Source organism: Bacillus mesophilus, assembly GCF_011008845.1.
Classification (GTDB): Bacteria; Bacillota; Bacilli; order Bacillales; family SA4; genus Bacillus_BS; species Bacillus_BS mesophilus.
Genome location: NZ_JAAIWM010000002.1, coordinates 613,502 through 639,545 on the forward strand (window position 1 = coordinate 613,502; position 26,044 = coordinate 639,545).

At 38.0% G+C, this 26,044-nt stretch carries 24 protein-coding genes and 2 other annotated features; of the genes, 1 reads left to right on the forward strand and 23 read right to left on the reverse strand.

What is annotated here, in order from left to right:
• Nucleotides 1-66 precede the first annotated feature (66 nt).
• The 22 genes from obgE to G4D63_RS08675 all read right to left on the reverse strand — a co-directional run bounded on the left by obgE (nucleotide 67) and on the right by G4D63_RS08675 (nucleotide 24,089).
• Nucleotides 67-1,353 carry a GTPase ObgE gene (gene obgE / locus G4D63_RS08570; RefSeq protein ID WP_163179210.1) on the reverse strand — a complete coding sequence of 429 codons (1,287 nt, stop codon included), beginning with the start codon at nucleotides 1,351-1,353 and terminating at the stop codon, nucleotides 67-69.
• Between the two features lie 92 nt (nucleotides 1,354-1,445).
• Nucleotides 1,446-1,991, reverse strand: coding sequence for a sporulation initiation phosphotransferase B (locus G4D63_RS08575; RefSeq protein ID WP_163179211.1), 546 nt, complete (start codon nucleotides 1,989-1,991; stop codon nucleotides 1,446-1,448).
• Between the two features lie 345 nt (nucleotides 1,992-2,336).
• Nucleotides 2,337-2,627, reverse strand: coding sequence for a 50S ribosomal protein L27 (rpmA, locus tag G4D63_RS08580; protein ID WP_163179212.1), 291 nt, complete (start codon nucleotides 2,625-2,627; stop codon nucleotides 2,337-2,339).
• Nucleotides 2,628-2,647: 20 nt separating this feature from the next.
• Entirely contained in the window at nucleotides 2,648-2,977 is a 330-nt protein-coding gene (locus tag G4D63_RS08585) for a ribosomal-processing cysteine protease Prp (RefSeq protein WP_163179213.1), read from the reverse strand.
• Nucleotides 2,978-2,988: 11 nt separating this feature from the next.
• Entirely contained in the window at nucleotides 2,989-3,297 is a 309-nt protein-coding gene (gene rplU / locus G4D63_RS08590; RefSeq protein WP_163179214.1) for a 50S ribosomal protein L21, read from the reverse strand.
• A gap of 13 nt (nucleotides 3,298-3,310) precedes the next feature.
• Nucleotides 3,311-3,392: a sequence feature (ribosomal protein L21 leader region), on the reverse strand.
• Nucleotides 3,393-3,437: 45 nt separating this feature from the next.
• Complete coding sequence (locus G4D63_RS08595) at nucleotides 3,438-4,916, reverse strand: Rne/Rng family ribonuclease (RefSeq protein ID WP_163179215.1); 1,479 nt, start codon at nucleotides 4,914-4,916, stop codon at nucleotides 3,438-3,440.
• Nucleotides 4,917-5,003: 87 nt separating this feature from the next.
• Nucleotides 5,004-5,873: a M50 family metallopeptidase gene (locus tag G4D63_RS08600; protein WP_239585902.1), complete on the reverse strand. Its 870-nt coding sequence runs from the start codon at nucleotides 5,871-5,873 to the stop codon at nucleotides 5,004-5,006.
• Nucleotides 5,866-6,657, reverse strand: coding sequence for a M23 family metallopeptidase (locus tag G4D63_RS08605; protein ID WP_163179216.1), 792 nt, complete (start codon nucleotides 6,655-6,657; stop codon nucleotides 5,866-5,868). The genes G4D63_RS08600 and G4D63_RS08605 overlap by 8 nt, the downstream gene beginning before the upstream one ends.
• Before the next feature lie 124 nt (nucleotides 6,658-6,781).
• Complete coding sequence (locus G4D63_RS08610; protein WP_163179217.1) at nucleotides 6,782-8,893, reverse strand: metallophosphoesterase family protein; 2,112 nt, start codon at nucleotides 8,891-8,893, stop codon at nucleotides 6,782-6,784.
• 411 nt (nucleotides 8,894-9,304) lie between these two features.
• Nucleotides 9,305-10,099 carry a septum site-determining protein MinD gene (minD, locus tag G4D63_RS08615; protein ID WP_163179218.1) on the reverse strand — a complete coding sequence of 265 codons (795 nt, stop codon included), beginning with the start codon at nucleotides 10,097-10,099 and terminating at the stop codon, nucleotides 9,305-9,307.
• A 1-nt stretch (nucleotide 10,100) separates the two neighbouring features.
• Nucleotides 10,101-10,781 carry a septum site-determining protein MinC gene (gene minC / locus G4D63_RS08620; protein ID WP_163179219.1) on the reverse strand — a complete coding sequence of 227 codons (681 nt, stop codon included), beginning with the start codon at nucleotides 10,779-10,781 and terminating at the stop codon, nucleotides 10,101-10,103.
• 207 nt (nucleotides 10,782-10,988) lie between these two features.
• Entirely contained in the window at nucleotides 10,989-11,507 is a 519-nt protein-coding gene (gene mreD / locus G4D63_RS08625) for a rod shape-determining protein MreD (RefSeq protein WP_163179220.1), read from the reverse strand.
• The gene (gene mreC / locus G4D63_RS08630; protein ID WP_163179221.1) at nucleotides 11,504-12,382 is read right to left on the reverse strand and encodes a rod shape-determining protein MreC; all 879 of its coding nucleotides are present in this window, start codon (nucleotides 12,380-12,382) and stop codon (nucleotides 11,504-11,506) included. The genes mreD and mreC overlap by 4 nt, the downstream gene beginning before the upstream one ends.
• Nucleotides 12,383-12,802: 420 nt before the next feature.
• A complete protein-coding gene (locus tag G4D63_RS08635; protein WP_163179222.1) occupies nucleotides 12,803-13,828 on the reverse strand; it encodes a rod shape-determining protein in 1,026 nt (341 codons plus the stop codon).
• 244 nt (nucleotides 13,829-14,072) lie between these two features.
• A complete protein-coding gene (gene radC / locus G4D63_RS08640; RefSeq protein WP_163179490.1) occupies nucleotides 14,073-14,744 on the reverse strand; it encodes a RadC family protein in 672 nt (223 codons plus the stop codon).
• Between the two features lie 98 nt (nucleotides 14,745-14,842).
• Complete coding sequence (locus G4D63_RS08645; RefSeq protein ID WP_163179223.1) at nucleotides 14,843-15,409, reverse strand: Maf family protein; 567 nt, start codon at nucleotides 15,407-15,409, stop codon at nucleotides 14,843-14,845.
• A 209-nt stretch (nucleotides 15,410-15,618) separates the two neighbouring features.
• A complete protein-coding gene (locus G4D63_RS08650; RefSeq protein WP_163179224.1) occupies nucleotides 15,619-16,716 on the reverse strand; it encodes a hypothetical protein in 1,098 nt (365 codons plus the stop codon).
• A gap of 196 nt (nucleotides 16,717-16,912) precedes the next feature.
• Nucleotides 16,913-17,680, reverse strand: a complete 768-nt coding sequence (locus G4D63_RS08655; protein WP_163179225.1) for a prepilin peptidase — start codon at nucleotides 17,678-17,680, stop codon at nucleotides 16,913-16,915.
• The gene (locus tag G4D63_RS08660) at nucleotides 17,680-17,829 is read right to left on the reverse strand and encodes a hypothetical protein (protein WP_163179226.1); all 150 of its coding nucleotides are present in this window, start codon (nucleotides 17,827-17,829) and stop codon (nucleotides 17,680-17,682) included. Before G4D63_RS08660 ends, G4D63_RS08655 begins: the two co-directional genes overlap by 1 nt.
• 136 nt (nucleotides 17,830-17,965) lie before the next feature.
• Entirely contained in the window at nucleotides 17,966-19,687 is a 1,722-nt protein-coding gene (locus tag G4D63_RS08665) for a sensor domain-containing diguanylate cyclase (protein WP_163179227.1), read from the reverse strand.
• A 79-nt stretch (nucleotides 19,688-19,766) separates the two neighbouring features.
• Nucleotides 19,767-21,077, reverse strand: coding sequence for a bifunctional folylpolyglutamate synthase/dihydrofolate synthase (locus tag G4D63_RS08670; RefSeq protein ID WP_163179228.1), 1,311 nt, complete (start codon nucleotides 21,075-21,077; stop codon nucleotides 19,767-19,769).
• A 366-nt stretch (nucleotides 21,078-21,443) separates the two neighbouring features.
• Nucleotides 21,444-24,089, reverse strand: coding sequence for a valine--tRNA ligase (locus tag G4D63_RS08675; RefSeq protein ID WP_163179229.1), 2,646 nt, complete (start codon nucleotides 24,087-24,089; stop codon nucleotides 21,444-21,446).
• A 72-nt stretch (nucleotides 24,090-24,161) separates the two neighbouring features.
• Nucleotides 24,162-24,433 (reverse strand) — a binding site (T-box leader).
• A gap of 200 nt (nucleotides 24,434-24,633) precedes the next feature.
• On the opposite strand from G4D63_RS08675, the gene G4D63_RS08680 reads away from it, so the two are divergent.
• Nucleotides 24,634-24,825 carry a hypothetical protein gene (locus G4D63_RS08680; RefSeq protein WP_163179230.1) on the forward strand — a complete coding sequence of 64 codons (192 nt, stop codon included), beginning with the start codon at nucleotides 24,634-24,636 and terminating at the stop codon, nucleotides 24,823-24,825.
• 146 nt (nucleotides 24,826-24,971) lie between these two features.
• Here G4D63_RS08680 and ysxE read toward each other — a convergent pair whose 3' ends face one another.
• A complete protein-coding gene (ysxE, locus tag G4D63_RS08685; protein ID WP_163179231.1) occupies nucleotides 24,972-26,033 on the reverse strand; it encodes a spore coat protein YsxE in 1,062 nt (353 codons plus the stop codon).
• Between the last annotated feature and the right edge of the window lie 11 nt (nucleotides 26,034-26,044).

A 26,044-nucleotide genomic window follows, 5' to 3' on the forward strand; every position in this document is an offset into this window, starting at 1 on the left:
ATCAATATAATTATTAATTGCTAAGAAAGAGCTGTCAAGATACGACAGCCCTTTCTCATTAGTATTTTAGTCAACAAATTCAAACTCGAATTCCAGTAGTCTAATGGTGTCTCCATCCTTTGCTCCTCTTTCACGGAGCTCGTCATCAACACCCATAGTTCGTAACTGTCTTGCGAATCTCTTGATCGATTCGTCACGAGAGAAATCTGTCATCTTAAACAGCTTTTCTATTTCAGCACCTGTAAGAACATAAGCTCCGTCATCTGCACGGGAAATAAAGAACTTTCTTGGATCTGCTTCATGCTTATAGACCACTCTTGTATCAGTAGTATCCTCTTCTACATATAGAGGGAACTCCTCAGTCTGATCTAATAAATCTGCAACTGCAAATAACAGTTCTTTTGTACCTTTTCTCGTCACAGCTGAAATAGGGAAAATCTGAATATCCTCATCAAGCTTCTCTTTAAACGCCTGTAAATTTTCTTCTGCTCCAGGCATGTCCATTTTATTTGCTACAATAATTTGAGGACGTTCCGTTAACCTCAAGTTATATTCCTTTAATTCTGCATTAATTGTCACATAATCCTCATAAGGATCACGCTCTTCTGTTGCTGCCATATCAATCACATGAACGATGACTCTCGTTCTTTCAATATGACGAAGGAACTGATGCCCTAACCCTACCCCCTGGTGAGCTCCCTCAATTAAACCAGGTAAATCGGCCATTACAAAGCTTCTACCATCTTCGGTTTGTACAACCCCCAAATTCGGTACAATCGTTGTAAAATGGTATTCTCCAATCTTAGGTTTTGCAGCAGATACAACTGAAAGTAATGTTGATTTCCCAACACTAGGGAACCCGACTAAACCAACGTCTGCTAACACTTTAAGCTCTAGAGTAACGTTTCGCTCCTGACCTGGTTCACCATTTTCTGCGATTTCAGGTGCTGGATTAGTTGGGGAAGCAAATCGTGAGTTCCCTCTTCCACCACGACCACCCTTAGCAATTACTGCTCTTTGTCCATGCTGAACTAAATCTGCAATAACATTTTGGGTATCTTCATCAATAACAACAGTCCCCGGAGGAACCTTTACGATTAGAGGTTCTGCGTTTTTACCGTGCTGGTTCTTTGACATACCATGCTCACCACGGTTTGCCTTAAAGTGCTTTTTGAAGCGGAAATCCATTAACGTCCGTAAACCCTCTTCAACTTGGAAGATAACATCGGCACCTTTTCCACCATCTCCACCAGCAGGACCACCTAATGGTATATACTTTTCACGTCGATAGGCAACTATACCGTTACCACCGTCTCCGCCTTTAACATATATTCTGACCTGATCTACAAACAAATCTTACCACCACTCTTTTTTATGTGTCTATTTTCTAAGTACTCATAACTCATTGTTGCACTTGCCACAGCCTAAGAAATGTAATTCCTATTTCAATCGCATATAACCTGCAGTTCAACGGTAAGTTCCTGCTCGTTTACATTCACTTCGGTAATTCGAATTGCTTCGTCTCCATAAGAGGATTTCAGCCATTCAGATAATGAACCAGTATCCGTTATTATTCCACTAAAATCAAAAAAGAAACGAACTTCTGTCTCCGTTGGATGAATGGAAATACTTAGATGATTCTCTCCAATATTTCTAACAGATTGATCTAAGACAGTAAAAAACTTCTCACACCAGTCTTTGATTAGTTCATCGTATTTTTCAAGATTATATGTATGTCCTAAAACCTCAAATTCTAAGTAAAAATGATGAGAATCCCAATTATAAGTGAGCAAATATCCTGCTAACTGAGGAAGCTGTAAATTTGTTAACTTCGCTTCATTTTGTGTCTCTATCACAATTTCTTCGATAATTTCCTTAACACGATCTGTTCGATCTAATGCTAAGTTACCTTTTATTAACTGCAGCTTATTTAACCAATCATGGCGAGAGTGACGCAAAATATCAACTATAGTCCAATCCTTCTCGTTCATGGCCTCACCCCTTTCACTAAACAGGAGAAATTTTTATATACCCGTCCATCTTTTTCCATAGTTATTATAACATTTTAAGAAGAAGAGAACAAAAGGCGCAAGCACCCCGTTCAGCCCCGACAAGCAAATGTTCCTTGGACAAAGAAAAGGTGATTTTTCCTTTTATTTGTCCAAGGGTTATTTGACCTAAGAAAAAGCTCTTTCCTTTTTCCTCCGAGGGGCTGGGTGCTGGAGCTAGATTACAATGCACTATGCCAAGTAATCCACAAATGAGAAATGTTAAAGTTTCCTAAGCAAAAATAAACTCTAACCTTACAAAGGCTAGAGTTTATGAAAGAGTATATTTTACGCTTCTTGAGCTGCTGGGTATACACTTACTTGCTTACGGTCACGGCCAAGGCGTTCGAACTTAACCACTCCATCAACCTTAGCGTATAGTGTATCATCACCACCACGGCCAACGTTTAAACCAGGGTAAATCTTAGTTCCGCGTTGACGGTAAAGAATTGAACCACCAGAAACGTGTTGTCCGTCAGCGCGCTTAGCACCAAGACGCTTAGAGATCGAGTCACGTCCGTTCTTAGTTGAACCTACACCCTTTTTAGATGCGAAAAACTGAAGGTCTAATCTTAACATTCTTTCCACCTCCTATTTAGCTAGTTTGTAGTAATCTTTATAAAATCCGAATAGGATTCTTCTATTGTCTTTAGTGAGACAAGCATACCTTCCATCAAGAAATGAGTTTTTTCTAGCTTGTCCCCATCCATACCTGTTGGAATGACGAAACGAAGAAATCCACTCTTTCCTTGCTCTACATGAAGTGCAATACCACACAGCTCTTCAACTGCGTTTGCTGCACCAAATGTTACGGCAGATACCCCTGCACAAACAATATCTTTTCCGGGCTCATCATATTCAGCATGACCTGAGATCGTTACCGACTTAAGTAGCTGATTAGAAGCACGGGTAATGTTAATTTCAATCATACAAGTAGTCCTTACCCGTTGATCTTTTCGATCACAACTTTAGTGTAAGGTTGACGATGTCCTTGCTTACGGTGTTGGTTTTTCTTAGCCTTGTACTTGAAGATTGTTAACTTCTTTCCACGACCTTGCTTTTCAACCTTACCAGTTACAGAAGCTCCTTCTACTACCGGGCTACCAACTTTAACATTGTCACCACCAACGAATAGAACCTTATCAAATGTAACAGTTTCACCTTGGTCAGCTGCTAACTTTTCAATGTATACTGCTTGACCTTCTTCAACCTTGATTTGCTTACCACCAGTTTCAATAATTGCGTACATAATTGCACCTCCTTAATATACCCAGACTCGCCATCGCAGGTACTCCGGTTATATAACCGTCATTTTTAACCTGTTCTGTGCGGTTGTAGCACGGGTGCGCTACAAACAATAACATATCAATGTTACCATAGGACGATTACCTAGTCAATATCTTTCAGTCTATTAGTTATATCTTGCATCGAACCAATATGACGGATTTGATAGCTTGGTTTAGGTGAATCTAGTTCTGTAAAGATCAACTTCATTTGAAGGTACTTCTCTACTTGTTCCTGAAGTAACATTGGACTTTTTGTGAATAGATCGATGATATCTTTTGTTGCTTCAATCCAAATACTGTCGTCATCTCGCCCCTTTAGTTCTAATAATTCCCGCTCTAGTTTATATGCTAAAGCCTCTTTGGCTTGGACATGACCATTTCCGCACACTTGACAGGTATCGGTTTGCTGATGAAGGACATTCTCCCTAACTCGTTTCCTTGTCATTTCTAGCACACCAAGTCTTGTAAAACCATAGACGATGGTTCTCGTCCGATCTCGATCTAACTCGGCTTTTAACACTTGTAAAATTTTATTTTTCTCTACATCTGTTTTCATATCAATAAAGTCAACTAAAATAATACCGCCAATGTCACGTAACCGAACTTGTCTTGCTATTTCTAGAGCTGCCTGTTCATTTGTATTTAACACAGTGTCCTTTAAGTTAGTTTTCCCTGTAAACTTTCCTGTATTAACATCAATAATCGTCATCGCTTCAGTATGTTCAATAATTAGGTATGCACCATTAGACAGCCAGACAACCTTTTTCTGCAACCGCTCAAGTTCTGCTTCGATATGATAATAAGAAAATATCCCTTCTCTGTTTCTGTAATATGTAATATTTTCCTTTTCAAATCTAGGTAGTAGCTCTTGATACGCTTGGAAGTCATCCACAATAATCTCATCAATCCGATCTATTCCTACCTCTTGTACGATTTTATCAGATTGGTTAGCAGCGCTCTTTAACAATGTTGGTTTATTTGTTGTTTTATATATCTTTAATAGCTCTTCATATTCTAACTTAAGCTTCTCTAGCTCTACTGTTATAGTCGACGTGTCTACCTTTTCTGCTGCAGTTCGAATAATAGCTCCTTCGAAACCTGTCAGTGAATTTCGCATACTATTTTTCCAGAGTGCCCTAGTTTCCTCTGATTCCATTTTTTTAGAAACTGCAATATATTGACCATTTGGAATGTAAACCATATATTGACCTGATAGTTCGATAATATTGGTAAGCTTGGGGCCTTTACTGCCTACACTATTCTTCTCAACTTGAACGAGGATTAACTCACCCTCGCGTGCAAATTCACTAACACTCTTTTTCCTTTTTTCATCGAGCGGTAATGAATTTATATGAAAGGATAGTAGTTGATCTCGGTGCAGAAAACCATTTCGTTCTAATCCAATATCAACAAATACTGCCTGCATCCCTGGAAGTACCTTTGTAATTCGTCCCGCATATATGTTTCCACTTACATCCTGAAGCTGTGGATGAGTAAAATAAAATTCAACAGGTTTATCATTTTCTAAAATAGCGATTCTCTTCATAGAGGAAAGCAAATTCATTACGATTTTTCTATTCATAACACATCACCACTTCTCCATTAAAAATACAACCTAATAAAGTGTCACTTATTAGTAGTTCCACTTTACTGGTTGTATATGTGATAGTCAATAATCATGGATAAGATCCTTTATACTACTAGTTGTTAGCTTTTTAGAAAAATAAGCATGAAGCAATTCGTTTTCATCTAGCTCGTATCGTTTATTATTGTCTTCCTGTATGATAATAGGATGCTTATACCCTCGACAAAACTTTGAAAGTACTTCGATTAATGGATCCGCCTCTTTAACGAGTAAGGGCTTTAGTTTCAAGATGTTCTGGTGTTTGCCGTAATAACGCTCTAACAAAAATCTTATATAAACATAGGAGCATTGCTTCCATTCCGTGTACAGTGAGAAAACTAGGAAGGAAAAAATAATCCAAATATTTAATTGGTATGGCTCCATGATAAGTGTAAGTACAGCTAAAATAACGAGGATTACGCTTGAAGCTACAATAGTTAAACGATGTGCCTTTGCAAAGGACAGCTTTATTGAAAATAAAAGAAATAATAGCTTTCCACCGTCAAGCGGCCAAATAGGAAGTAAATTAAATAATAGAATGACAAGATTATGATACATAAAAAGCTCGTAATTATGAGCCGAAATGGTACCCGTTTCATACAGGAGAAAGGCAAGCCCTGATATCCAAATATGCTGCAATGGCCCCGCAATAATTACGAAAAACTCTTCCCTTAATGGGCGATTACCATGCTCATCTAATTCAACGACTCCACCAAATGGTAGGAGTTCAATCTTTTTGATTCTCCAACGAAAAAAAAGAGCCATACACGCATGGCCCATTTCATGACAGATCACAATCAAAAAAACCATTAACAGTTCCTTGAAGTGGGCAGTTATTATACTAATTCCGATAATAAACCAGAATAATGGATGTACCTTCCATTTATGTGCTAATACCCAAAGACTTCTACTCAAAGTTGATCACCTGTATAGGGTCTATGAAGCTATCCCCCTTTTTAATTGCAAAATAAAACATGCCATTTACTCCATCAGAGTTATCAGTCACAGTCCCAATTTTAGTACCTTTTTCAATATAATCATAAAGAAGTACATCCGTGGCTTCTAGATTTCCATACCAAGACTCTGTACCGTCACTATGCTGAATGACTACAGTAATTCCACCAATCTCTGCCTTTGTCCCAATATACTCAACTGTTCCCTCATAGATTGCCTCTGCCTGAGAATTGTTACCTGTTTCAACCATGATGCCTTGGCCATTTTTTTCAAAGTTCTCAAGAATCTTTGTGCTTAATACAGGCAAAGCATAATTAGGTGCACGATCAGATGGTGTTTCCTTCTCAACTGTAGTTGGCAGTAGTGCTAATGGTCTACCAAATTGGTCCTCATACCATTCCGTTACTGCAGCAAACTGAAATTCACTTTCCATCGCTTTCGATACAAATTCACGTGCATTCTCAAAACGAGCTGATCCATCTTTAAACATAATGGCTACTAATAACAATAGACATGCTGCTCCAAGCACTTTAAACATAAACCACTCTTTGTTGAATAACGGGTGCTGATTGGCCCCGCCTCCTTCATAAGAATCAAAAGGAGCCACCCCATACCTCTCTTCATCTCTTACAAAATAATTAGGCTGTACATTCTTTTTACGAGGTGATTGATCGTATGAGGTTTGCTGTCTCTCTCTTTTTCGCTTCGCTATACGCTTACGAATATCATCCGCACGATTACTCATGAACACATCATTCCCTTAGCTAGAGTTTGTACATTTTATGACTTGTCCGGAGCATATATGCGAAAAAAGACAATAAAAATTAACCCACAACCTATTAATAGGTTGTGGGCACATCAACTTTCACTCAAGTTCCGTTGTGTTTATTTAGGTTCACTCTTTCAAATGCAACCTCATGCTTTTCTAAGTCTTTATACTGCAATAGTTTGTTTTGTACAGAATCAGGAGTGAATTGAATCAACCCCAAATTATTATTAGTTTCTATAATATGGCCTTTTTCTGTTGATAAATAACGAATGGACTCGGTCCAATGCACAGGTGTGGAATCAAGCGGATGATCGTCCATAACTAGTTGATAAGATGAGTCACAATAACGATTAATCTCCTTCTTTTTCCTTTTTAGCGTGTTTAACCAAATAGCACCTTTCACTAAACTCCCCCAAATGCCTGAAAAGCTCATATTTTGGATGGGACTACTCGTAAATTGAAGAATCGTTGCTTCCTTTTCCTGGTTCGTTTTTATATGTGATCTCACATTAGAAGCATAATGAACATCACCTGATAAGATAAAACAATGACTCGGATTCCACTCTATTATTTTATTAATAAACTGTGTAAATCCTTCACCATTATATTTCCACGCCTCATAATCAATCATTTCATGAATAGGGATTCCGAGCGTTCTTAGAGGATGAACATACGAATCCAATGATGATTCAATGAGACCCACACCATAGAAGGGTGCAGGTGAATTAACAATTAACTTCTCCCCACTGCTCCAACCACTTTGTTGTAAAAGATCAGTCAGCTTCACCCATCCTTCACTACCTATGAGATTTGGACCACGAGGGGTTTCTTCCATAGTATTTCCAAGCTTCACTGGCCGTGGAGGAGATTGATAAGATCGAATTGTTCGTGTATCTAAAAAAATTGCCTTTGGTTCTGTCGGAGCAACAAAATGCCAGGAATCATAATTCCACAAGCGTTCAATCCAATTCTTATACTCTACTGTTCCGACAGAAAAAGTATAACAATAGCGTTTCACCATTCTTAGAAAAGAAGGACTATAGGAATCAGGACAGTTGCCCCATCCTTGAAACGCCCAATATGCCCCTAATCCATTCGCGACCACATGGCGACCTAAAGGGGAATTCCACACATTTCTCTTCCAGTTGTATGATAAATAAAGATCATCCGTAATATCATGATCATCTAGCATCATATAAGTGGGTGTATTTGCTAGCAAGCGACTAATCTTAGGCAAAACATGCAGGTTTTCCTGTACCTCCCACCATTGCTCATCATAACGTTTCTGGAGTTGTTTCAGCTCCTTTTGATGTTGAGGTAGGTGTTGCTCTTCTTTTGGAAAAACAAAATGAATTTGATCCTTTTCAAGCTGGTCAGAAAAGCCAGCAATGTATCCTTGTTCTACCGCGTAATCCCAAAGCTGCGGCGCCCATGATAATAAATACAAAGCAGCATATTCACCGAACTTCATCATATGGTTTGAAGCATTCCTTGATGAAAACTGGCATAGGTACTCCATGATGAACTGTCTTCCATTGATCTTGTTAATAGAATCCTTTAAATGAGGTTCCGATAAACGATAATCGACTACAGTAAGATCCTCATTATTTCCTACCAATTTCTTATGAAGTTCTGTTATTACAGGAAATACTGGATCAGGAACATCATCCGCATAAATTTGATCACCCAGAAGAAACAGAGAATGAGGCCGTTCTTTTAAATTAGTAAACTCTTCCTCCAAATGTAGATCTGCACTTGCTAGTGAATGATTTCCTTTACCATGAAGTTTATTACAAGAACCGTATAATATAGAGCCATTCTCCCCAGAGTTTATATAGAAAGACGGGTACTTTAGATTACCATACACAATGGAATGAGGATGATTTTGCTCAAGAAGACCAAAACTATTTAAATCGACTGTTGTAGAACGTCTTGAGAATAGGAGGTTATAGCCTAGTAGAGTATTAGTTGGAAAAAGCGCTGTCGTGGGTTTAATGGTGATCAAATTAATATATAATCTTTTCCCTAGCCTGAGAGTCTGTGTTTCTGCTATATCACTTAACAGTTTATAGCTGTATTTTTGTCCCGAACACTCTATGTGAAATAGCTCCGCCCCTATTTGAAATCTCCTACTAGTTGCGATCCAGATCACCACACCAGAAGTGTCTACCCTTCTGATGATTGGACCTGATAAAAGTAAAGGGAGTTCCATTGCTTAACACCACCATAGGATTTATAGGTTAATTTCCTATAGACTATTCAAGTTGTTAAAAACCGTGAGAGTGGCTAGTGTAGTTGACATTTTGGTGATAAAACCAACCTAAAACGTTCTTAACATAGCGTTTTTAGGTTGGTTTAGTTGTTTAGTAGTTTTGCACAGACTTATTTAAGGCTATTGTGTGAGATTTCCATATAATTGTTTGAGTCCATTTACTTATTGCATGACTTCTTAAATAATTGTGGAGGTTCGAAGGGTAATTGCGTGAAAATCTGTCATGATTGCGTAACTAAAATACAAATAGACAAACCATAGTATCAACAAATGTGGAAGCCTTAAAAGTTAAAGTTCCATCAAAAAAAGGGCGACAAGGATTCGAGTTGAATCCTTGTCGCCCTCTTACGTTTATCTAATGCCAAAGAACTTTTTCATTTTGGAAAGTACACCTTTATCTTCTTCTAAAAGCTGTAAAGGTACTGACTCCCCTAAAATGCGTCGTGCAATATTTCGGTAAGCAAGAGATGCTTTACTTGTTGGATCTAACGCAATCGGCTCTCCACTATTTGAAGCCTTAATTACGCTATCATCGTCGGCAACGATTCCTAATAGATCAATCGCTAAAACAGATACGATTTCATCAACATCTAGCATTTCTCCGTTTTTCACCATATGATTTCTAATACGGTTAACAATCAATCTAGGTGCCTCAATGTCTTCTTTTTCAAGTAAACCAATAATACGATCAGCATCTCTAACAGATGATACTTCTGGTGTAGTTACCACGATTGCCTTGTCAGCACCTGCAACCGCATTTTTATAACCTTGTTCGATACCAGCTGGACAATCGATAATAATATAATCATAATCTTGTTTTAGCTCTGAAATGAGCTTTTTCATTTGTTCGGGACGTACCGCAGACTTATCCACTGTTTGAGCAGCAGGTAGTAAGTATAGGCATTCAAATCGCTTGTCCTTGATTAATGCTTGATGTACCTTACAGCGTCCATCAACAACATCAACAAGATCATAAATGATTCGGTTTTCTAATCCCATCACAACATCTAAATTACGAAGTCCAATATCAGTGTCAACTAAGCAAACACGTTTTCCTGATAAAGCCAACGCGGTGCCGATATTTGCTGAAGTTGTTGTCTTACCAACTCCACCCTTACCAGATGTAATAACAATAGCTTCTCCCACGTTACATTCCCCTTTCTAGTCTCGTCAAATTCGGTCTTAGATGTGATAAAACCTGTAAACGGTCAATTACAATTTGCTCATCTTTATTTATATAGGCACATTCCATCTCGTTAGCATCATCCTGAGAACGATCTGGTGCTCTATTAATAACAGCTGAAATCTTAAGTAATGTAGGCTTCATAATGGATGCAACAACTACTGCATCATTATTACCTCCAGTTCCCGCATGGGCTTGTCCTCTTAAAGCACCCATTACAAATATATTTCCACCCGCAATGACAGTTCCACCTGGATTCACATCACCGATTAATAATAAATCTCCCGGAACTTCTAAAATTTGACCAGACCGAACCATTTTACACACTGTACTAACTTCAGCTTGCTTCTTCCACTCTAATGCTTCTGCTACCGTGACGACATCACTATCTATTGAACCTATAACAAGGTTTTTCTTTTTACCAATCAAGGTACCTAACATTTCCTCTTGATCTTTTGTTATGTAACGAGTTCCAACCTTTACATGAACGACTATATGAGGTCTGTCTGGTTGTGTTTGTTGATTTGCAGACAGCTTTTCCTCAATTTCTGTTAAAAGCTCTTGAAATGTACAGCGATCATCGAGATGTAACGTTAAGCCATCCTTTGTTCCTTTGATTGTTACATATTGTTGCTTAGTCCCCATCACTTACGCTCACCTCATACAATAAAATTTCGACAGGCTGACCGTTTTTTCCTCTTTCCCATATGAGAATCTTTCGAAAAAGCTGGATTTACACCTACTTAAAGAAGGCTCCTTAGCCGTGTATTCTAACTTTCAACTTATGTTGAACAACCTTTTTACTACATTAGTAAAATAAAAACTTGGCTACCCGCCAAGTTTTATTTTACATTACTCATCCTTATTTGTATCAATAATTTTTAAAAATTGTTTTCTTAGTGGAACAAATAATAATATAACAAAGGCTAAATTCAACACGAGGGTAGGAAGTAACCGAACGGTAAGAAAATCCATAGTCGGGATTGAAGTTGTCTTAATTACTAGCATAATTCCATACACAAAAAAGTCTAGAATCCCAATACTAAGGAGAGTCATTAATATAACTGTAAAAATATTTATATGAAGTAACTTCATGATCATCGCAACACCATACGCAATAAACGTATAAGCAAACATATAAACCCCAATTAAGTCGGTGTACATTAAGTCATATAAAAGACCCATTACAAATCCATAGGTCATTCCTGTTGTTAACGATGTAAACATGGTAATAATGACAATGATGACCATTACAAACCGTGGAATCATAATCCGTTCCAACTCAAACAATTCAGATGGAAGAACTTGGATAAATACACTTTCAAAAATAAAGCAAAGGATTGCTAAGGTTGGGAGAAGCCATTTTCTCAATTCTCCTCCACCTCTTCCTCCTCAACTAAATCATCTTCACTAACCATGGTGCGATCAACGACGATGACATGATTGATATCGTATAAATTGGCTGCTGGTTCAACATATGCGGTCTTAGTTAATCCGTCTTCTGCAGGAAATACTTCCAGCACTGAACCGATAACTAGCCTTTGTGGAAACACACCGCCTAAGCCTGAGGAAATGACCATATCACCCTCTTTAATATCAGCATCATATGGGATCCTTCTAAATAGAAGAGCCTCTCTTACATCATCGTAGCCTTCAATAACGCCTAACGTTTTATCCTTACCCTGAATAATAGCAGAAATTCGATTTGTTCTTGCAGGTGCACTCAAAAGCTGAACCGTTGAGGTGAATGGTGATACATATTGTACCTTTCCAATCAAACCTTCTGATGTAATGACCGCCATATTGATTTCAACACCGTGATTACTACCTCTGTTCAAGGTTAATATTTCATGCCAACGATCCGGATTTCGGGCAATAACAGTTGCCTGAATAGCGTTATAATCACTGATGCTTTCGGTCTTTCCTAATAGATCTCGTAGCTCTTTATTTTCTGTTTCTAAAGAATTAGCCTTTACTGAAAGCTCAACATATTCCTCAAGCTTTGCTTTTAGTTCTTCGTTTTCTTTGTATGTATTTCTCAGCTCATTTACATTTTGAAAGAAACCCTTCATTTCGTTTGCTGGGTAGTGGAACACTCCAACAACCCATCCCATCGAGTCTCTTAAAAATTGTTCTGGTAATGTTATCTTTTCTCGATCATTAATAGAAAAACCAATCAATGCCACTAAAATAATAATACTGACAAGCAGAATAATAAGACGTCTATTTAAGAAAAATTGTGGCATGACCTTACACCCTCTTTATCTAAAAAATCTTAATAAAATCAAAAATTAAACTTATTTCTATTTTTAAAATAGACTACTCTAAATAAGAAGATATCTTCGTTCCTGAACACTCGCTTTCCGCGGGCGGTTGGTGAGCCTCCTCGTCGCTTACGCTCCTGTGGGGTCTCCCCTAAACCGCTTCTCCCGCAGGAGTCTCGCGTTCCTCCACTACGATCGCTGCATTAAATAGGGTTTATTTTATAACTCATTACTTCCTAAGTAAAAAAGTAGTCTATAAAAGTCCTCGTTAAAGCACAATTGTTATTTATAGGTTATAAAAGCTAAAGTTAAAATTCATTTCTAAGCATAAAAAATAAGCATAGTTAAAAAAAGCCTTTTATTCGCCAAGAAAGACCTAAGAAAAATCTTAGGTCACTCTTTTTAATACCTACGATTACTATATTTAGCTTTATTCTTGAATAAGTCAATATTATCAAGTGATTTTCCTGTACCGATTGCCACACAATCGAGTGGGTTTTCAGCTACTAACACGGGCATACTTGTTTCTTCACTGATTAACTTATCAAGATTTCGTAAAAGTGCTCCTCCACCTGTTAGGACAATTCCACGATCCATAATGTCGGCAGCTAGTTCTGGTGGTGTTTTTTCAAGGGTTACTTTTACTGCTTCGACGATCGCTGAAACTGTGTCCTTAAGTGCATCTGCTACTTCTATTGCTGAGATGGCGATTGTTTTCGGTAATCCCGTTAATAAGTCACGCCCACGGATTTCCATGTCCTCAATACCTTCTGGAATCCCTGCCGAACCTGCTTCAACCTTTAACATTTCAGCAGTACGCTCACCAATCATCAGGTTATAATTCTTTTTAATATATTGCATGATCGCTTCATCCATTTCATCTCCAGCGATTCGGATGGATTGGCTAGTTACAATTCCACCTAAAGAGATGATCGCTACCTCTGTCGTACCTCCACCAATATCGACAACCATACTACCTGTTGGTTCCCATACTGGAAGGTTTGCTCCAATAGCAGCTGCAAATGGTTCTTCAATCGTAAATGCATCTCTAGCACCAGCTTGCTTTGCTGATTCCACAACCGCACGTTCTTCCACCTCTGTAATTCCAGATGGAACACAAACCATGACGTAAGGCTTTCCAGAGAAAAAGCTCTTATTTTTTAGTGCTTGTCTAATATAATATTTAATCATTGTTGTCGTTGTTTCGTAATCTGCAATAACTCCGTCCTTCATAGGACGAGTAGCGATTACATTTCCAGGAGTACGACCAATCATATTTTTAGCATCGTTTCCTACTGCTACAATCTGTTTCGTGTTGGTTTGGATCGCCACAACTGATGGCTCACGAACAACTACCCCTTTTCCCTTCACATAAACAAGGGTATTTGCCGTTCCTAAGTCTATACCAAGATCTCGAGTACCAAGCATGTATGTATCTTCCTTTCTAAACATTTATGTAATGTGATGATGGCACCTGACATGCTCTTCTATAAGAGGGTGTTCAAAAAGTCCGGGAAAAATAGGCTTTCGAATTTCTTCGTTGGCTTGATTTTCCTCCTTTTGAACATGCTTTATTGTATTATAGGTATGTTAACTTCCTACTTATCATACTAATGTTCAGGAAAAACTCATAACTAGTATTATAAAGGAAGTAATCTCAAAAGCATAGTGTTTACACATATCCTTTTTCTTTTAGACTAACATACTTTTGATCACCGATAATCAAATGATCTAAAAGTTCAATACCAATAATTTTCCCACATTCTGAGAGCCGTTTTGTAACTTCTATATCCTCTTTGCTAGGAGTCGGGTCTCCGCTTGGATGGTTATGCAAACATATAATGGAGGCAGCAGAACGTTTAAAAGCTTCTTTAAACACCTCTCTTGGATGGACAATTGATGCATTTAAGCTACCAATAAAAATCGTTTTTCGATGTAACACTTGATTTTTAGTATTTAAATATAGGCATACAAAATGCTCCTGTGATAGAAAGCGCAACTCTTCCATCATATAATTGGCCCCGTCTTCAGGAGATCGAATCACAAAACGATCTTCGTATTGTAACCTCCCGACTCTTCTACCAAGCTCAAGGGCAGCAAGAATTTGAATAGCTTTTGTTTCACCTATACCTTTAATATTTGATAGCTCTTCTATTGTTGCATCCTTCAATAATCGCAAACCTTCAAACTGATTCAGTAGCTTATTTGCTAGCTGAATCACTGATTCCTGCTTTGAACCTGTTCTCAGCAAAATAGCCAATAGCTCATGATTTGAAAGACTTGTCGGTCCATCCTGTATTAATCTCTCACGCGGTCTTTCATTTTGGGGGAAATCTCGAATCATTAATGAAGAGCCTTCTTTCAAGCAACCTGTTCCTCCTTTAAAAGTGGCACCTGTTAAATCAAAGATGAGTTCTTAACAGGATGTTAGTTTAACAGGGCCTAAAAGTTAAATCCAATTTTCTCTAATTCTCTTTTTAATGTGGATACTGGTAAGCCAACAACGGCAAAATAATCCCCGCTAATTTCCTTAACAAAGAGAGAACCCAATCCTTGTATTCCGTAGGAACCCGCTTTATCAAACGGTTCTCCACTTCGGATATATTGGATAATTTCCTCATCACGTAATGGCCAAAAGGTGACATCTGTTTTAACATAAAAGGCAGTAGAATTTCCTTCATGCACAATCGCTACACCTGTTAACACAGAATGACGTTCTCCTGAGAGCATTTTTAAGGTACTAATGGCATCTTGCTCGTCCTTTGGCTTACCTAGAATCTTTGAATCCTTTACAACAATCGTATCAGCGCCAATTACATAAGATGACGGATACTGTTTGGCTACATCCATTGCCTTTTGCTGAGCTAATGAGAGCACGGTCTCCTCTGCAGTAGCAGATGGATCGACAATTTCTTCAACTGTACTGGAATGAACATCGAATGTGATTCCGAGGTTTGTAAGTAGTTCTTTTCTTCTTGGAGATGAAGAGGCTAAAATGAGGTGTTGCATGTCATCACCTAGCTTTACTGTTTAGTTATGGAAGGAAGATACAACCATATCGTACCATCTCTTCCCTATTTCTACAATTTTTAATAAATGTGTTTTTTTACCACAATTTAGTATTTTCAAGCTTTTCCTTTTTTAATCATAAAAAAGAAGAAACGTTATACAATACGCTTCTCCTCTTCTATATATGACCACTATTCGACAAAAAACTTCTAGTTTCTCTGCTCAGAAATCCATTTTTGATATTCTTGAAGACTAGTTAACAATGCTTGTTGTGCACTCCAAAAATCAGCATTTGAAGAAGAGCTATGATAAGCTTCCACAGCCTTATAAGATTCTAGAACCGTATTTACAAAGCTAGAGTCTGTTTCTTTTGAAGAAAGGTCAGTGTAGGTAGTCTTAATTTCATCCCAGCTCACACTTTCCGGGGTACTTGTAAACTTATTAGAGCTATATAATATGAGATGATTAAATAATTCCTCTGCCGGAACCATAGCAGGATCACCCTCAGAAGTCACCTCTGGTATTGAGAATGCTTTTACATATGTATCCTGTCCTGCGGTTTCATATGGCGTCTTTATAGCTTTACCAGCCAAATCTGAAATACCAATACCCATGAATAAAAAATACTTTCCGTCCTGGTTGATAACGGTTCCTGCAAATCCATCTTCCTTAAGCCCATTAATTATAGGGGTCGCAGCATCCTCTGTTGAAAATACCCCGCCTTGAACTAAAAATACATTCAGAGCTGGAAGAGTAATAGCAGTCATGTTAGTTGGAGCATTATCAGGATTCTTGTTAGCTCCTTCATCTTCAGAAGCACCCCCAGCTTCTGTTGGCTGATCCATTTCAAATGCTGGCTGAGCGAGGTCCTCTGTAAAAAGATGAAGCACCACCATTCCAAATGAAGTTCCAATTACTAATGCTGAGAAAATTGCTAAAAATAGAGTTCTAAATGGAAAAGTAGATTTATTTCGCTTCTTCTGGATACTAGGAAAAGAAAGAGTACCAATAATAGGATTCGATTTCTTTTTTACTGGATCTGGTTTTACGAGTTTATCATATGGATGATCTTCAAACGGCTGAGGCTCAGGTAGAATCCACTCAAACTCTCTTTCCTCATTTGCTGCAGCAATTTCCTCTTCAGCGAGTTCAAACTCCTTGATAGGAGAAGGGGGCTCTTGTTCCTCAAGCTCCTGTTTAACTTCTTGTTGGGAGTTTGGGTTAATCTTTATTTGCTCGTCCGTTGTCGTTTCAGAAAACGACCGCTCTCTGCCATTAATCTTGATTAAAATTTTAGGCTTGTCCATGCTACACCTCCTAATGTGTCGGAAATTCGGGAGTATACTTTTTCCAACTGTAACATAGGAGAAACAAAAAATAACAAGACATTTGTCGTCTTGTTACGAAAGGTTTTCGTCAAATTTTTTAGTATTTTTCAATTAATGAGGATCGCGCCGTGATCCTGTTACGATATACAAGCTCCTTAATATGTCATACTTGTCATTAAACAAGGTAAAATACTTGAATATACAAAGAGATTATTTCATTGCCCCAAAAGTAGGTAATCAGACTACCGATAACGATGAATGGGCCAAACGGAAAAGGTTGCTGTCGTTTAATCCTACCTGTGATGAGCCCAAGCATCCCAACAATAGTGCCTATAAATGTTGACAAGAAGAAGGCGAGAAGAACAAGCTCCCATCCAAGAACAAGACCAATCACCCCAAAGAGCTTCATGTCACCCCCACCCATACCACCTTTACTAATTAGTATAATAACAGCTAGTAACCCTAGCCCCGTTGCAGCACCAAGAAGTGAATTCCATAAGGGTGAGAGTGAATAATGATTAAAAAGGCTTTCTGTTAGAAATAGGATAGTGAAAAATGCAACCACCTTATCGGGAATAACCATATAAGATAAATCTGATACGAGAATAATCATTAATAATGATATAAACGCCAATGCAACCCATAGCTCAAACTCCCATCCAATTACAATAAAAGCTAATACAAATAGACTGCCAGTTAAAAACTCTACTATAGGATATATAAAGGAAATACGGCCTTTACAATGAAGACATTTTCCAGCATTAAGGAGATAGGATAAAACAGGAATTAGTTGTAGAGGTGTTAGTGGAGTTTGACATAATGTACAAGAGGATCGTGGTGCAATTATTGACTTTTTTAGAGGAAGACGAAGACCTACGACGTTGTAAAAGGAACCTAGTACAGTTCCTAAAATAAAGATAACAAGATAGAATAGTATTGTCATTACTCTAATTCATACCTCCGAGTGCCGGGTAGTATGTTTAAATGAATAGAGAACCACATTTCTAACTCAGCACTTTGGGTACCATTCACTTTAGAATAATTATAACGATATAAATAAGCATAAGAATTAAAGTTATCAATTTTTCTCATCAAATCAACCTTTCCATTTATTTAATTTTAATTAGTACAAACCTTTATAATTATACTATGGACAGAGAAGGGTTTGCCAGTTTGGTAGATTAATTACAGTACCTAAAGAGAAAAGAACCTATACATATAGGTTCTTCTACTTCACATACTGCGCAACCTTATTTCGCCCTTGTTGTTTAGCTCCAGTGTACATAGCCCGGTCTGCATGACGTATTAGTGTCATAGGGTCATCCGCATCTTCAGGGGCAGTGGCTACTCCTATGCTTGCCGTGATTTTTACTTCTACTTCTTGATTTGTTTCAGCTAGATGATGGTTGATGATAAAAGGTTCACTTGAAATAGCTTGTCTGATTTGTTCCGCTACCTCATAGCTCGCAAACGGGTCGAACCCTGGTAGAAGAATGGCAAATTCTTCTCCACCATATCTGGCAACTGTCCCTTTGGAGCCTATACTCTTTTCTAATCTTCTTGCTAACTCAAACAATACCTCATTACCGGCCTGATGACCGTATGTGTCATTGATACCCTTGAAATGATCAATGTCCAATAGAATTAAGGATAAATCCATTGCTAGCTTGGAAGAGGTCAACCTAATAAATTCTTCCTCTAACTTATTCTCAAAATAGCGATAATTATATAGCTTTGTGAGTGCACAATGCTCACTAATCTTCTTAGCTTCTTCATAGTGCCTTGCATTTTCAATCGCAACAGCTAAATAGTTAGCCAGTATATCGACAATTGTTAAGTGAAAGCCTTCATATGCTCTCTTTTTGTTAGAAAGCAGAATAATGATTCCAACAATTTTTTGATTCCGTTTGATTGGGACACCAATTAAGCTTTCTGCCTGCTCGGGTGCATTTGCTAGTGCCAAATGATTCCATTCTTTACTCGTTTTGAATAGTACTGGTTTACTTGTTTGATAGATATACCCACTAATTCCTTTTTCTTGGTCAAAGGTATAACCGTTCCCCATTTTATCCTCACCAAGTTCGAAATAGCGAAGAACTTCAAACGAATAGTTTCTTTTTACGTCAATGATATAGGCATAATCCACCTGAAGTGTTTTTGTTAGTTTGGCTAAAAAAAGAGATAATACCTGGTCAACTTCCAGACGCTCCGTTAATTGATGTCCGATTTCACTTACTTTTTGAAGGTAAGAGTTTACTTGTTGACTAGAATGATATAGCTGAAGAATAATCGCGATGCTTAAGAATGGGATTCCAATATAGAAAGTACTTATAATTCCAATCTCAATATATAGCAGGTAAAGTACCACACCGACTGGAATAACTAGTAGGCTTGTCATTGCTTCCCATAGTAAATCCCTTGTGAAGAAATGATCATCCCGCTTGTATACAACTCTTCTTATTATATGGATCAAAATATTATTCGCTAAAAAGGTTGATGCAATATATCCAACAATAGGAATAAAACTCGCTACCGAATTTAATTGAATGATACCATTTTGTCCACCAAGTGAATAATAAACAACTGCTCCAATAACTGAAACAATGAGAAACATTAATGAGTTCATGGGTAGTCTAAATAAGTTATTTCTTGTAACGTGTACCTTTAGTAGTAAAACTAAAATGGCAATTTGGAAAAGAACCATCTCTACAAAAAGCCCAAACACTAGAAAAACAGCTAATGATACTCCATGAGTAAAGAAGATGGGAGTATCATTGACAATGATTGGAAGTGTAGCCACAATACACATAAAAACTAAGAAAACAAATACATCAATTTCAAATCCTGAAATAGTAGGGGGATATTGCTGATAAATATACCAGCTAGCTGCAGGAAATATTAGTAACCATGCAATCCATATACCAATGCGAAATGGTCTTGTTACATCCATAATCCCCCTTCTTTCTACAATGTTTTATAAAATTCTACTCTTTATTTTATCAAATATTCAGATAGCTGTCATAATAAATTTACATATTTTCCTTTTTATTTATTTCCTTAAGGTATTGTCTGACTTGGGAAATGAAATAAAGAGAACCTGTGATGACGATTACATGATCTATATTTGTTAGTTCTTCATCGATGGCTTCCTTAAAATCTTCCACTGCTTTTGCTTTTTCTAACGGTTGCATAGAATAGAGCTTTTCTGCAGAGGTAGCCCTTGGAAAGTCAAACGAGGTATAAATAATACTTTCTGCTATTTCATCTAGTTGAGTGACCATCTCGTCGAGTGGTTTATCCTCCAATGCACTGAAAATCACGGTAATTGGCTGATTTACTAAATGTACATTGACAGTTTTGACTAATTCTCTAATGCCTTCACGATTATGTGCTCCATCAATGATCACCGTTGGCTTGTCCTGTATTTTTTCAAATCTACCGATCCAATACATTTTCTCTAAACCAGCTCGTATATGAACCTCATCAACCTGTACCGACAGATATGTATTCAAGTATTCTATTGCTTTCACTGCCAATGAGGCGTTTAAAACTTGATGGGAACCTTTCATGGTAATAAATAAATCTTCGTACGTAGTACGCTCCGATTGATAAGTAAAGAACTCTCCTTCAGCAGTTGATTGACAATTCAAGACCGAAAATTCTCTATTTACTAGATAGAGTCTTGCCATTTTCTGATTTGCTGTTTTGGCAATGACTTCAATTGCTTCCTCTTGTTGTACTCCAGCAATGATAGGAACTCCAGACTTTATAATGCCTGCTTTTTCAAAAGAGATTTGCTCAATAGTGTCTCCTAGTATCGCCATATGATCAAGTCCTATTGTGGTAATAACCGATAAAACAGGGTGGATGATATTCGTCGAATCAAATCGTCCCCCAAGACCTACTTCATAAAGTACGAAATCCACAGGATTTAGCTTTCCAAAATAGTAAAATGACATGGCAGTGATCACTTCAAATTCGGTAGGAGATCCTAAGTCTGTTTGTTCTAATTCTTCTACCAATGGTTTAATTTGATTGGCCAACGTCACCATTTCTTCATTTGTGATGGGAACGCCATTAACACTAATTCTTTCGTTAAATTGCTCGATATAAGGGGAGGTGAACGTTCCGACCTGATAACCGGCCTCTTGTAAAACAGCTCTCATATAACTGACTGTAGAGCCTTTACCATTTGTACCACCAACATGGATGCTCTTAATATTTCGTTCCGGATGACCGAGCCTCTCCATCATCCATTCCATTCTTCTAAGTCCAGGCTTGATTCCTAGTTTTAACCTGGAGTGAATCCAGTCTAATGCATCTGCGTATGAAGTAAACATGTTGTGCCTCCGTTTTTTTATAAAATCTTAGAAAGTATAAGTTTTTTGGTGTGCTTGTTTCACTAGTTTGGAGTAATCTAGCTCCAGCACCCAGCCAAGATGAAATTGCGACGATCTTTGCAATTTCATCCTACCTCGAGGGAAAAAGGAAGTACACTTTTTCCTAGGTCAAATAACCCTTGAAGTATAAAAGGCAAGAGCACCCTTTTATTCTTCAAGGAACATTTGCTTGTCGGAGGCCTGCACGATGCAGGTCAGGCAGGCGTTGCAACAGGACGTTGCGCACTTAGCCTGTCATCATTTGGGCCGCTTGCGCTTTTTATGCTAACTATAGAAAGTGGAGACGAATTTCGTCCCCACTAGATGTTAAAGCTGCTTTAGTTCTTCAATGCGTAATCGAACGGTATCGCGCTTTTCAATATAATCCTTTTGCTTTTGGCGTTCTTCTTCAATGACTGATGCTGGAGCCTTTTTCACGAATCCTTCGTTACTTAACTTCTTTTCAACACGCTCTACCTCTTTTTCAAACTTATCGAGTTCTTTTTCTAAGCGTTTTACTTCTTCTTCAATATTAATAAGTCCTTCTAACGGTAGGGAAAGCTCTGCACCAGTTACAATGGCAGTCATTGCTTTTTCAGTGTTGTTAATGGTTGTACCGATGATTAGCTCACTAGGGTTACAGAATCGCTCTAAATAGGAACGATTTTTTTCTAGTGTGTTACCTATCTTCTCATCCTTCGCTTTAATCTGAAGTCTGATTTGTTTGCTCATTGGTGTGTTCACTTCAGCTCTAATATTACGAACTGCACGGATGATATCTACTAGCAGCTTCATTTCAGCAGCTGCACTCTCATCTGACAACTCTGGATTAACTGTTGGCCAGCTAGAAACAGTAATCGATTCACCTTGATGTGGCAATGCCTGCCAAATTTCTTCTGTAATAAATGGCATGAATGGATGAAGTAGTCTCATCGTTTGGTCTAACACATATGCCAAGATGGAGCGAGTCGTTAATTTTGCCTCTTCATCCTCACCGTATAAAGGAAGCTTCGCCATCTCAATATACCAGTCACAGAAATCATCCCAGATAAAGTTATAAAGAATACGACCTACTTCACCAAACTCATATTTATCAACAAGCTTTGTTACTTCTTGGATTGTATGATTTAAGCGAGTTAAAATCCACTTGTCGGCTACTGATTTCTCACCAGATAAGTCAATCTCTTCAAACCTTAACCCATTCATATTCATTAAGGCAAAACGGGAAGCATTCCATATTTTATTTGCAAAATTCCAAGTTGCTTCTACCTTCTCCATGCTAAAACGCAAATCCTGACCTGGTGAGCTACCAGTGGATAGGAAGTAACGGAGTGAATCTGCCCCGAATTCTTCAATAACATCCATAGGGTCTACACCATTTCCAAGTGATTTACTCATTTTACGCCCATCAGCTGCACGAACTAATCCGTGAATTAATACATCATCAAATGGACGCTTTCCAGTGAACTCTAATCCTTGGAAAATCATTCTTGAAACCCAGAAGAAGATAATATCATAACCAGTTACAAGTACATTTGTCGGATAATAACGTTTGAAATCAGCCTCTTCTTCGTTTGGCCAACCCATCGTTGAAAATGGCCATAATGCTGAACTGAACCATGTATCTAGAACATCTTCATCCTGTTCCCAGTTTTCAGCATCCTTAGGCTCTTCTCGACCAACATACATTTCACCAGTCTCTCTATGATACCAAGCCGGGATTCTATGGCCCCACCAAAGCTGACGAGAAATACACCAGTCACGGATATTCTCCATCCATCGTAAATACGTACCCTCAAAACGCTCTGGAACGAAATTTACTTTGTCAGATGAAGATTGTAGTTCAACGGCTTTATTCGCAAGTGGCTGCATATCTACAAACCACTGTGTAGATAAATATGGTTCAACTACTGCATCGCTACGCTCACTATGCCCAACTGAGTGTGTATGCTCTTCAATTTTGAATAAAACTCCTTGATCTTGAAGGTCCTTAACGATTTGCTTTCGGCACTCAAAGCGATCCAAGCCTTGATATTTGTCAGCGTTTTGATTCATTGTACCGTCTTCATTCATCACAAGAATGCGTTCTAAGTTATGTCGGTTCCCGATTTCAAAATCATTTGGATCATGTGCAGGCGTAATCTTTACAGCCCCAGAACCAAATTCCATGTCTACATAATCGTCACCAACAATAGGAATTTCACGGCCAACGATTGGTAATGTAACGGTCTTCCCAATCAGATGCTTGTAGCGCTCATCCTCTGGATGAACGGCAACTGCCGTATCACCTAACATTGTTTCAGGTCTTGTTGTCGCTACTTCAATATGTCCAGATCCATCTGTTAAAGGATAAGACATATGATAGAAGCCACCTTGCACATCTTTATAAATAACCTCAATATCAGAAAGAGCTGTCTTTGTTGCAGGATCCCAGTTAATGATTCTCTCACCACGATAGATGAGTCCTTTTTCATATAAAGATACAAATACCTCACGAACCGCTTTAGAGAGTCCCTCGTCCATTGTAAAGCGCTCACGAGAGTAATCTAACCCTAAACCTAGCTTTGACCATTGCTCTCTAATATGACCTGCATATTCCTCTTTCCACTTCCATGTTTCTTCAAGAAACTTTTCACGACCTAAATCATATCGAGATTTGCCTTCTTCACGTAGCTTTGCTTCAACCTTCGCTTGGGTCGCAATTCCAGCATGATCCATTCCTGGTAGCCATAGAACATCATACCCCTGCATCCTTTTAATACGAGTCATAATATCTTGAAGGGTCGTATCCCATGCATGCCCTAAATGTAAGCGCCCAGTTACATTAGGCGGTGGAATAACGATCGTATATGGATCCTTCCCTGATTCAGGCTTTGCTTCAAAAAACTTACCCTTTAACCAATAATCATACCTGTTGGCTTCAACCGCCTTCGAATCGTATTTTGTTGATAACTTTTGTTCATTTGCTTCCATTCTGTTTTCCTCCTTCACCTAACTATTTAGGTATATAACCTGCTAAAAAACAAAAAGCCCCCTTCATCCAAATAAAAGGACGAAAGGAGCTGAATTTCGCGGTACCACCTTTTTTTGCAGAACTAATAGGACTTAATCCATCCTTTCATTCTACACACTCAAGGTCAGTTAACGGCTGAGAACCGGCTCTTCCTACTATGTTTCAAAAGAGCTGCTTAAGGGCGACATTCCAGTTTTGCTTTTCCTAAGAAGCCTCTCAGCAATGGATCAAAAAAATCATTTGTTCCAAATGGCTTCTCTCTCTGAAGGTGCTATTCTGTACTCTTCCCTATCTTTGCATTTTCAAGATTATGTTATGTGGTTAGTTTAATATATATCATAGTCTACGAAATTGATACTAAATCGTCAATAAGTATTGCCATATTTTTTTAATAATATGCGTATAGTGTAATATATTCCTCTAAATCTCTGTGGTAAAACAACTCACCTTTTTTGTTTACATACATAGGTTAATAGTAGAATAGTTGAATGAGGAGGGCAATCGATGAGACGACGTTATAACCCCTATGCGCTTCCCCCTTGGTTGAGGTATTGTCGTGGTGTAACTGTACAAATAATTATTCCGCTCACTATTTTCCAAGGAGTACGAACGATTTTTTTACCAACAACATTTGATGTCATTCTACTTGCCATTTTAATTTTACTTTCAGTAAGCTTCCGACTCGAATGGTTATAATACATGTATAATTCGGCCCTATAAAACATATGTCATCAAACTGTACAAACCCTTTTCTTGCTGCCTTGCCTATGGAAGCAAGAAAAGATTAGAGTCAGACAAAATTTTTGCTGAATAATTCTCATAAAATATAAAAAAAGAATCCCTTATGAATTCATTTGGGATTCTTGTTGCTGTTGTTGTAGTTTTTGTTGTTTAATCTGTTCTTCATACATCATGATGTTCGTTAGGAATGATTCAATATTCTTCATTTGCCAGTAGGCTCTTTGTAAAAGCTGGACATGCACTCTTTCAGTTTTTCCCTTTTTATTTTTACGATAATCCCGTACAACCTTATATAAGCCTTCAGGATAAGCGAGCTGTGCCATAAATAGGGTTAACTCTTCTTCTGTAAGAGGAAATTGCTTACGATAAGTTTGAAACCACTGAAAACGATCATCGTTTTGAAAAGGATATGTCTTACATGACCTATAGTAAAAATAGAGAAGGTCATAAATAGGTGGATGCCTTTTAGCATGTTCAAAGTTAATAAAATATCCATTTCCTTCAATATTGTATAAATAGTGCTGAAAAGAAGGTTTTCCATGAGTAAAAACATTTCGATAGGTTTTTTTCTCTTTAGAAAGATCATACCATTCATCTAGCTTACGTAAAGCATAATCACTAGCTCGAGTCATTTCCTGATAATACGTACAAAAATAGAGTTCAAATGGAGACATATATGCTTGATCTTCACATTTCTCTATATACTTTTCTAGCTCTATTTTTCGCCTCTTCCATTTTTCTTTCTCAGTATCTACGAGTTTCGTCATTTCCTCTTCCGATATCTTTTCTTCCTGAACCGTTTTGGCATGAAGTTCACCTAATTGTCTGAACACGTTAAAGGCATGGTCATTTCGTTCTTCCTCACGATTAGCTGCTAACCAAGGCATTACATAGTAAGCTGAACCCTCGCGATCAAATACAAAATAGGAGCCAGCTTTTGTTTTGTACACTGGAGCTGCCATTCCAAATCCCTTATAGTGTAAAAACTTAAGTGTCTGCTCATATTGTTGCAGCTCGCTAGGTGATAGCCTTGTTCTTTTCATAGCAAGTGTACCTTGCTTCGAGTAAATCTTTTTAATCTCACCTAAATTCTCAACATAATCTGCTTCTACCCCATATTCATGGAGTAAAGGTTGTATTTTATACCCTAAGTTGGTTGTCATGACTGCACTTC

What these genes read in the sequence shown, in the direction of transcription:
- minC (WP_163179219.1), bottom strand. Translation starts at nt 10,781, where the DNA reads ATGGGGACTAAGCAACAATATGTAACAATCAAAGGAACAAAGGATGGC.
- G4D63_RS08655 (WP_163179225.1), bottom strand. Translation starts at nt 17,680, where the DNA reads ATGACAATACTATTCTATCTTGTTATCTTTATTTTAGGAACTGTACTA.
- G4D63_RS08605 (WP_163179216.1), bottom strand. Translation starts at nt 6,657, where the DNA reads ATGAGTAATCGTGCGGATGATATTCGTAAGCGTATAGCGAAGCGAAAA.
- rpmA (WP_163179212.1), bottom strand. Translation starts at nt 2,627, where the DNA reads ATGTTAAGATTAGACCTTCAGTTTTTCGCATCTAAAAAGGGTGTAGGT.
- G4D63_RS08635 (WP_163179222.1), bottom strand. Translation starts at nt 13,828, where the DNA reads ATGCTTGGTACTCGAGATCTTGGTATAGACTTAGGAACGGCAAATACC.
- G4D63_RS08665 (WP_163179227.1), bottom strand. Translation starts at nt 19,687, where the DNA reads ATGGATGTAACAAGACCATTTCGCATTGGTATATGGATTGCATGGTTA.
- G4D63_RS08610 (WP_163179217.1), bottom strand. Translation starts at nt 8,893, where the DNA reads ATGGAACTCCCTTTACTTTTATCAGGTCCAATCATCAGAAGGGTAGAC.
- G4D63_RS08670 (WP_163179228.1), bottom strand. Translation starts at nt 21,077, where the DNA reads ATGTTTACTTCATACGCAGATGCATTAGACTGGATTCACTCCAGGTTA.
- G4D63_RS08575 (WP_163179211.1), bottom strand. Translation starts at nt 1,991, where the DNA reads ATGAACGAGAAGGATTGGACTATAGTTGATATTTTGCGTCACTCTCGC.
- G4D63_RS08680 (WP_163179230.1), top strand. Translation starts at nt 24,634, where the DNA reads ATGAGACGACGTTATAACCCCTATGCGCTTCCCCCTTGGTTGAGGTAT.
- rplU (WP_163179214.1), bottom strand. Translation starts at nt 3,297, where the DNA reads ATGTACGCAATTATTGAAACTGGTGGTAAGCAAATCAAGGTTGAAGAA.
- mreC (WP_163179221.1), bottom strand. Translation starts at nt 12,382, where the DNA reads ATGCCACAATTTTTCTTAAATAGACGTCTTATTATTCTGCTTGTCAGT.
- G4D63_RS08650 (WP_163179224.1), bottom strand. Translation starts at nt 16,716, where the DNA reads ATGGACAAGCCTAAAATTTTAATCAAGATTAATGGCAGAGAGCGGTCG.
- G4D63_RS08585 (WP_163179213.1), bottom strand. Translation starts at nt 2,977, where the DNA reads ATGATTGAAATTAACATTACCCGTGCTTCTAATCAGCTACTTAAGTCG.
- G4D63_RS08595 (WP_163179215.1), bottom strand. Translation starts at nt 4,916, where the DNA reads ATGAATAGAAAAATCGTAATGAATTTGCTTTCCTCTATGAAGAGAATC.
- G4D63_RS08675 (WP_163179229.1), bottom strand. Translation starts at nt 24,089, where the DNA reads ATGGAAGCAAATGAACAAAAGTTATCAACAAAATACGATTCGAAGGCG.
- radC (WP_163179490.1), bottom strand. Translation starts at nt 14,744, where the DNA reads ATGATTCGAGATTTCCCCCAAAATGAAAGACCGCGTGAGAGATTAATA.
- G4D63_RS08660 (WP_163179226.1), bottom strand. Translation starts at nt 17,829, where the DNA reads ATGAGAAAAATTGATAACTTTAATTCTTATGCTTATTTATATCGTTAT.
- G4D63_RS08645 (WP_163179223.1), bottom strand. Translation starts at nt 15,409, where the DNA reads ATGCAACACCTCATTTTAGCCTCTTCATCTCCAAGAAGAAAAGAACTA.
- ysxE (WP_163179231.1), bottom strand. Translation starts at nt 26,033, where the DNA reads ATGACAACCAACTTAGGGTATAAAATACAACCTTTACTCCATGAATAT.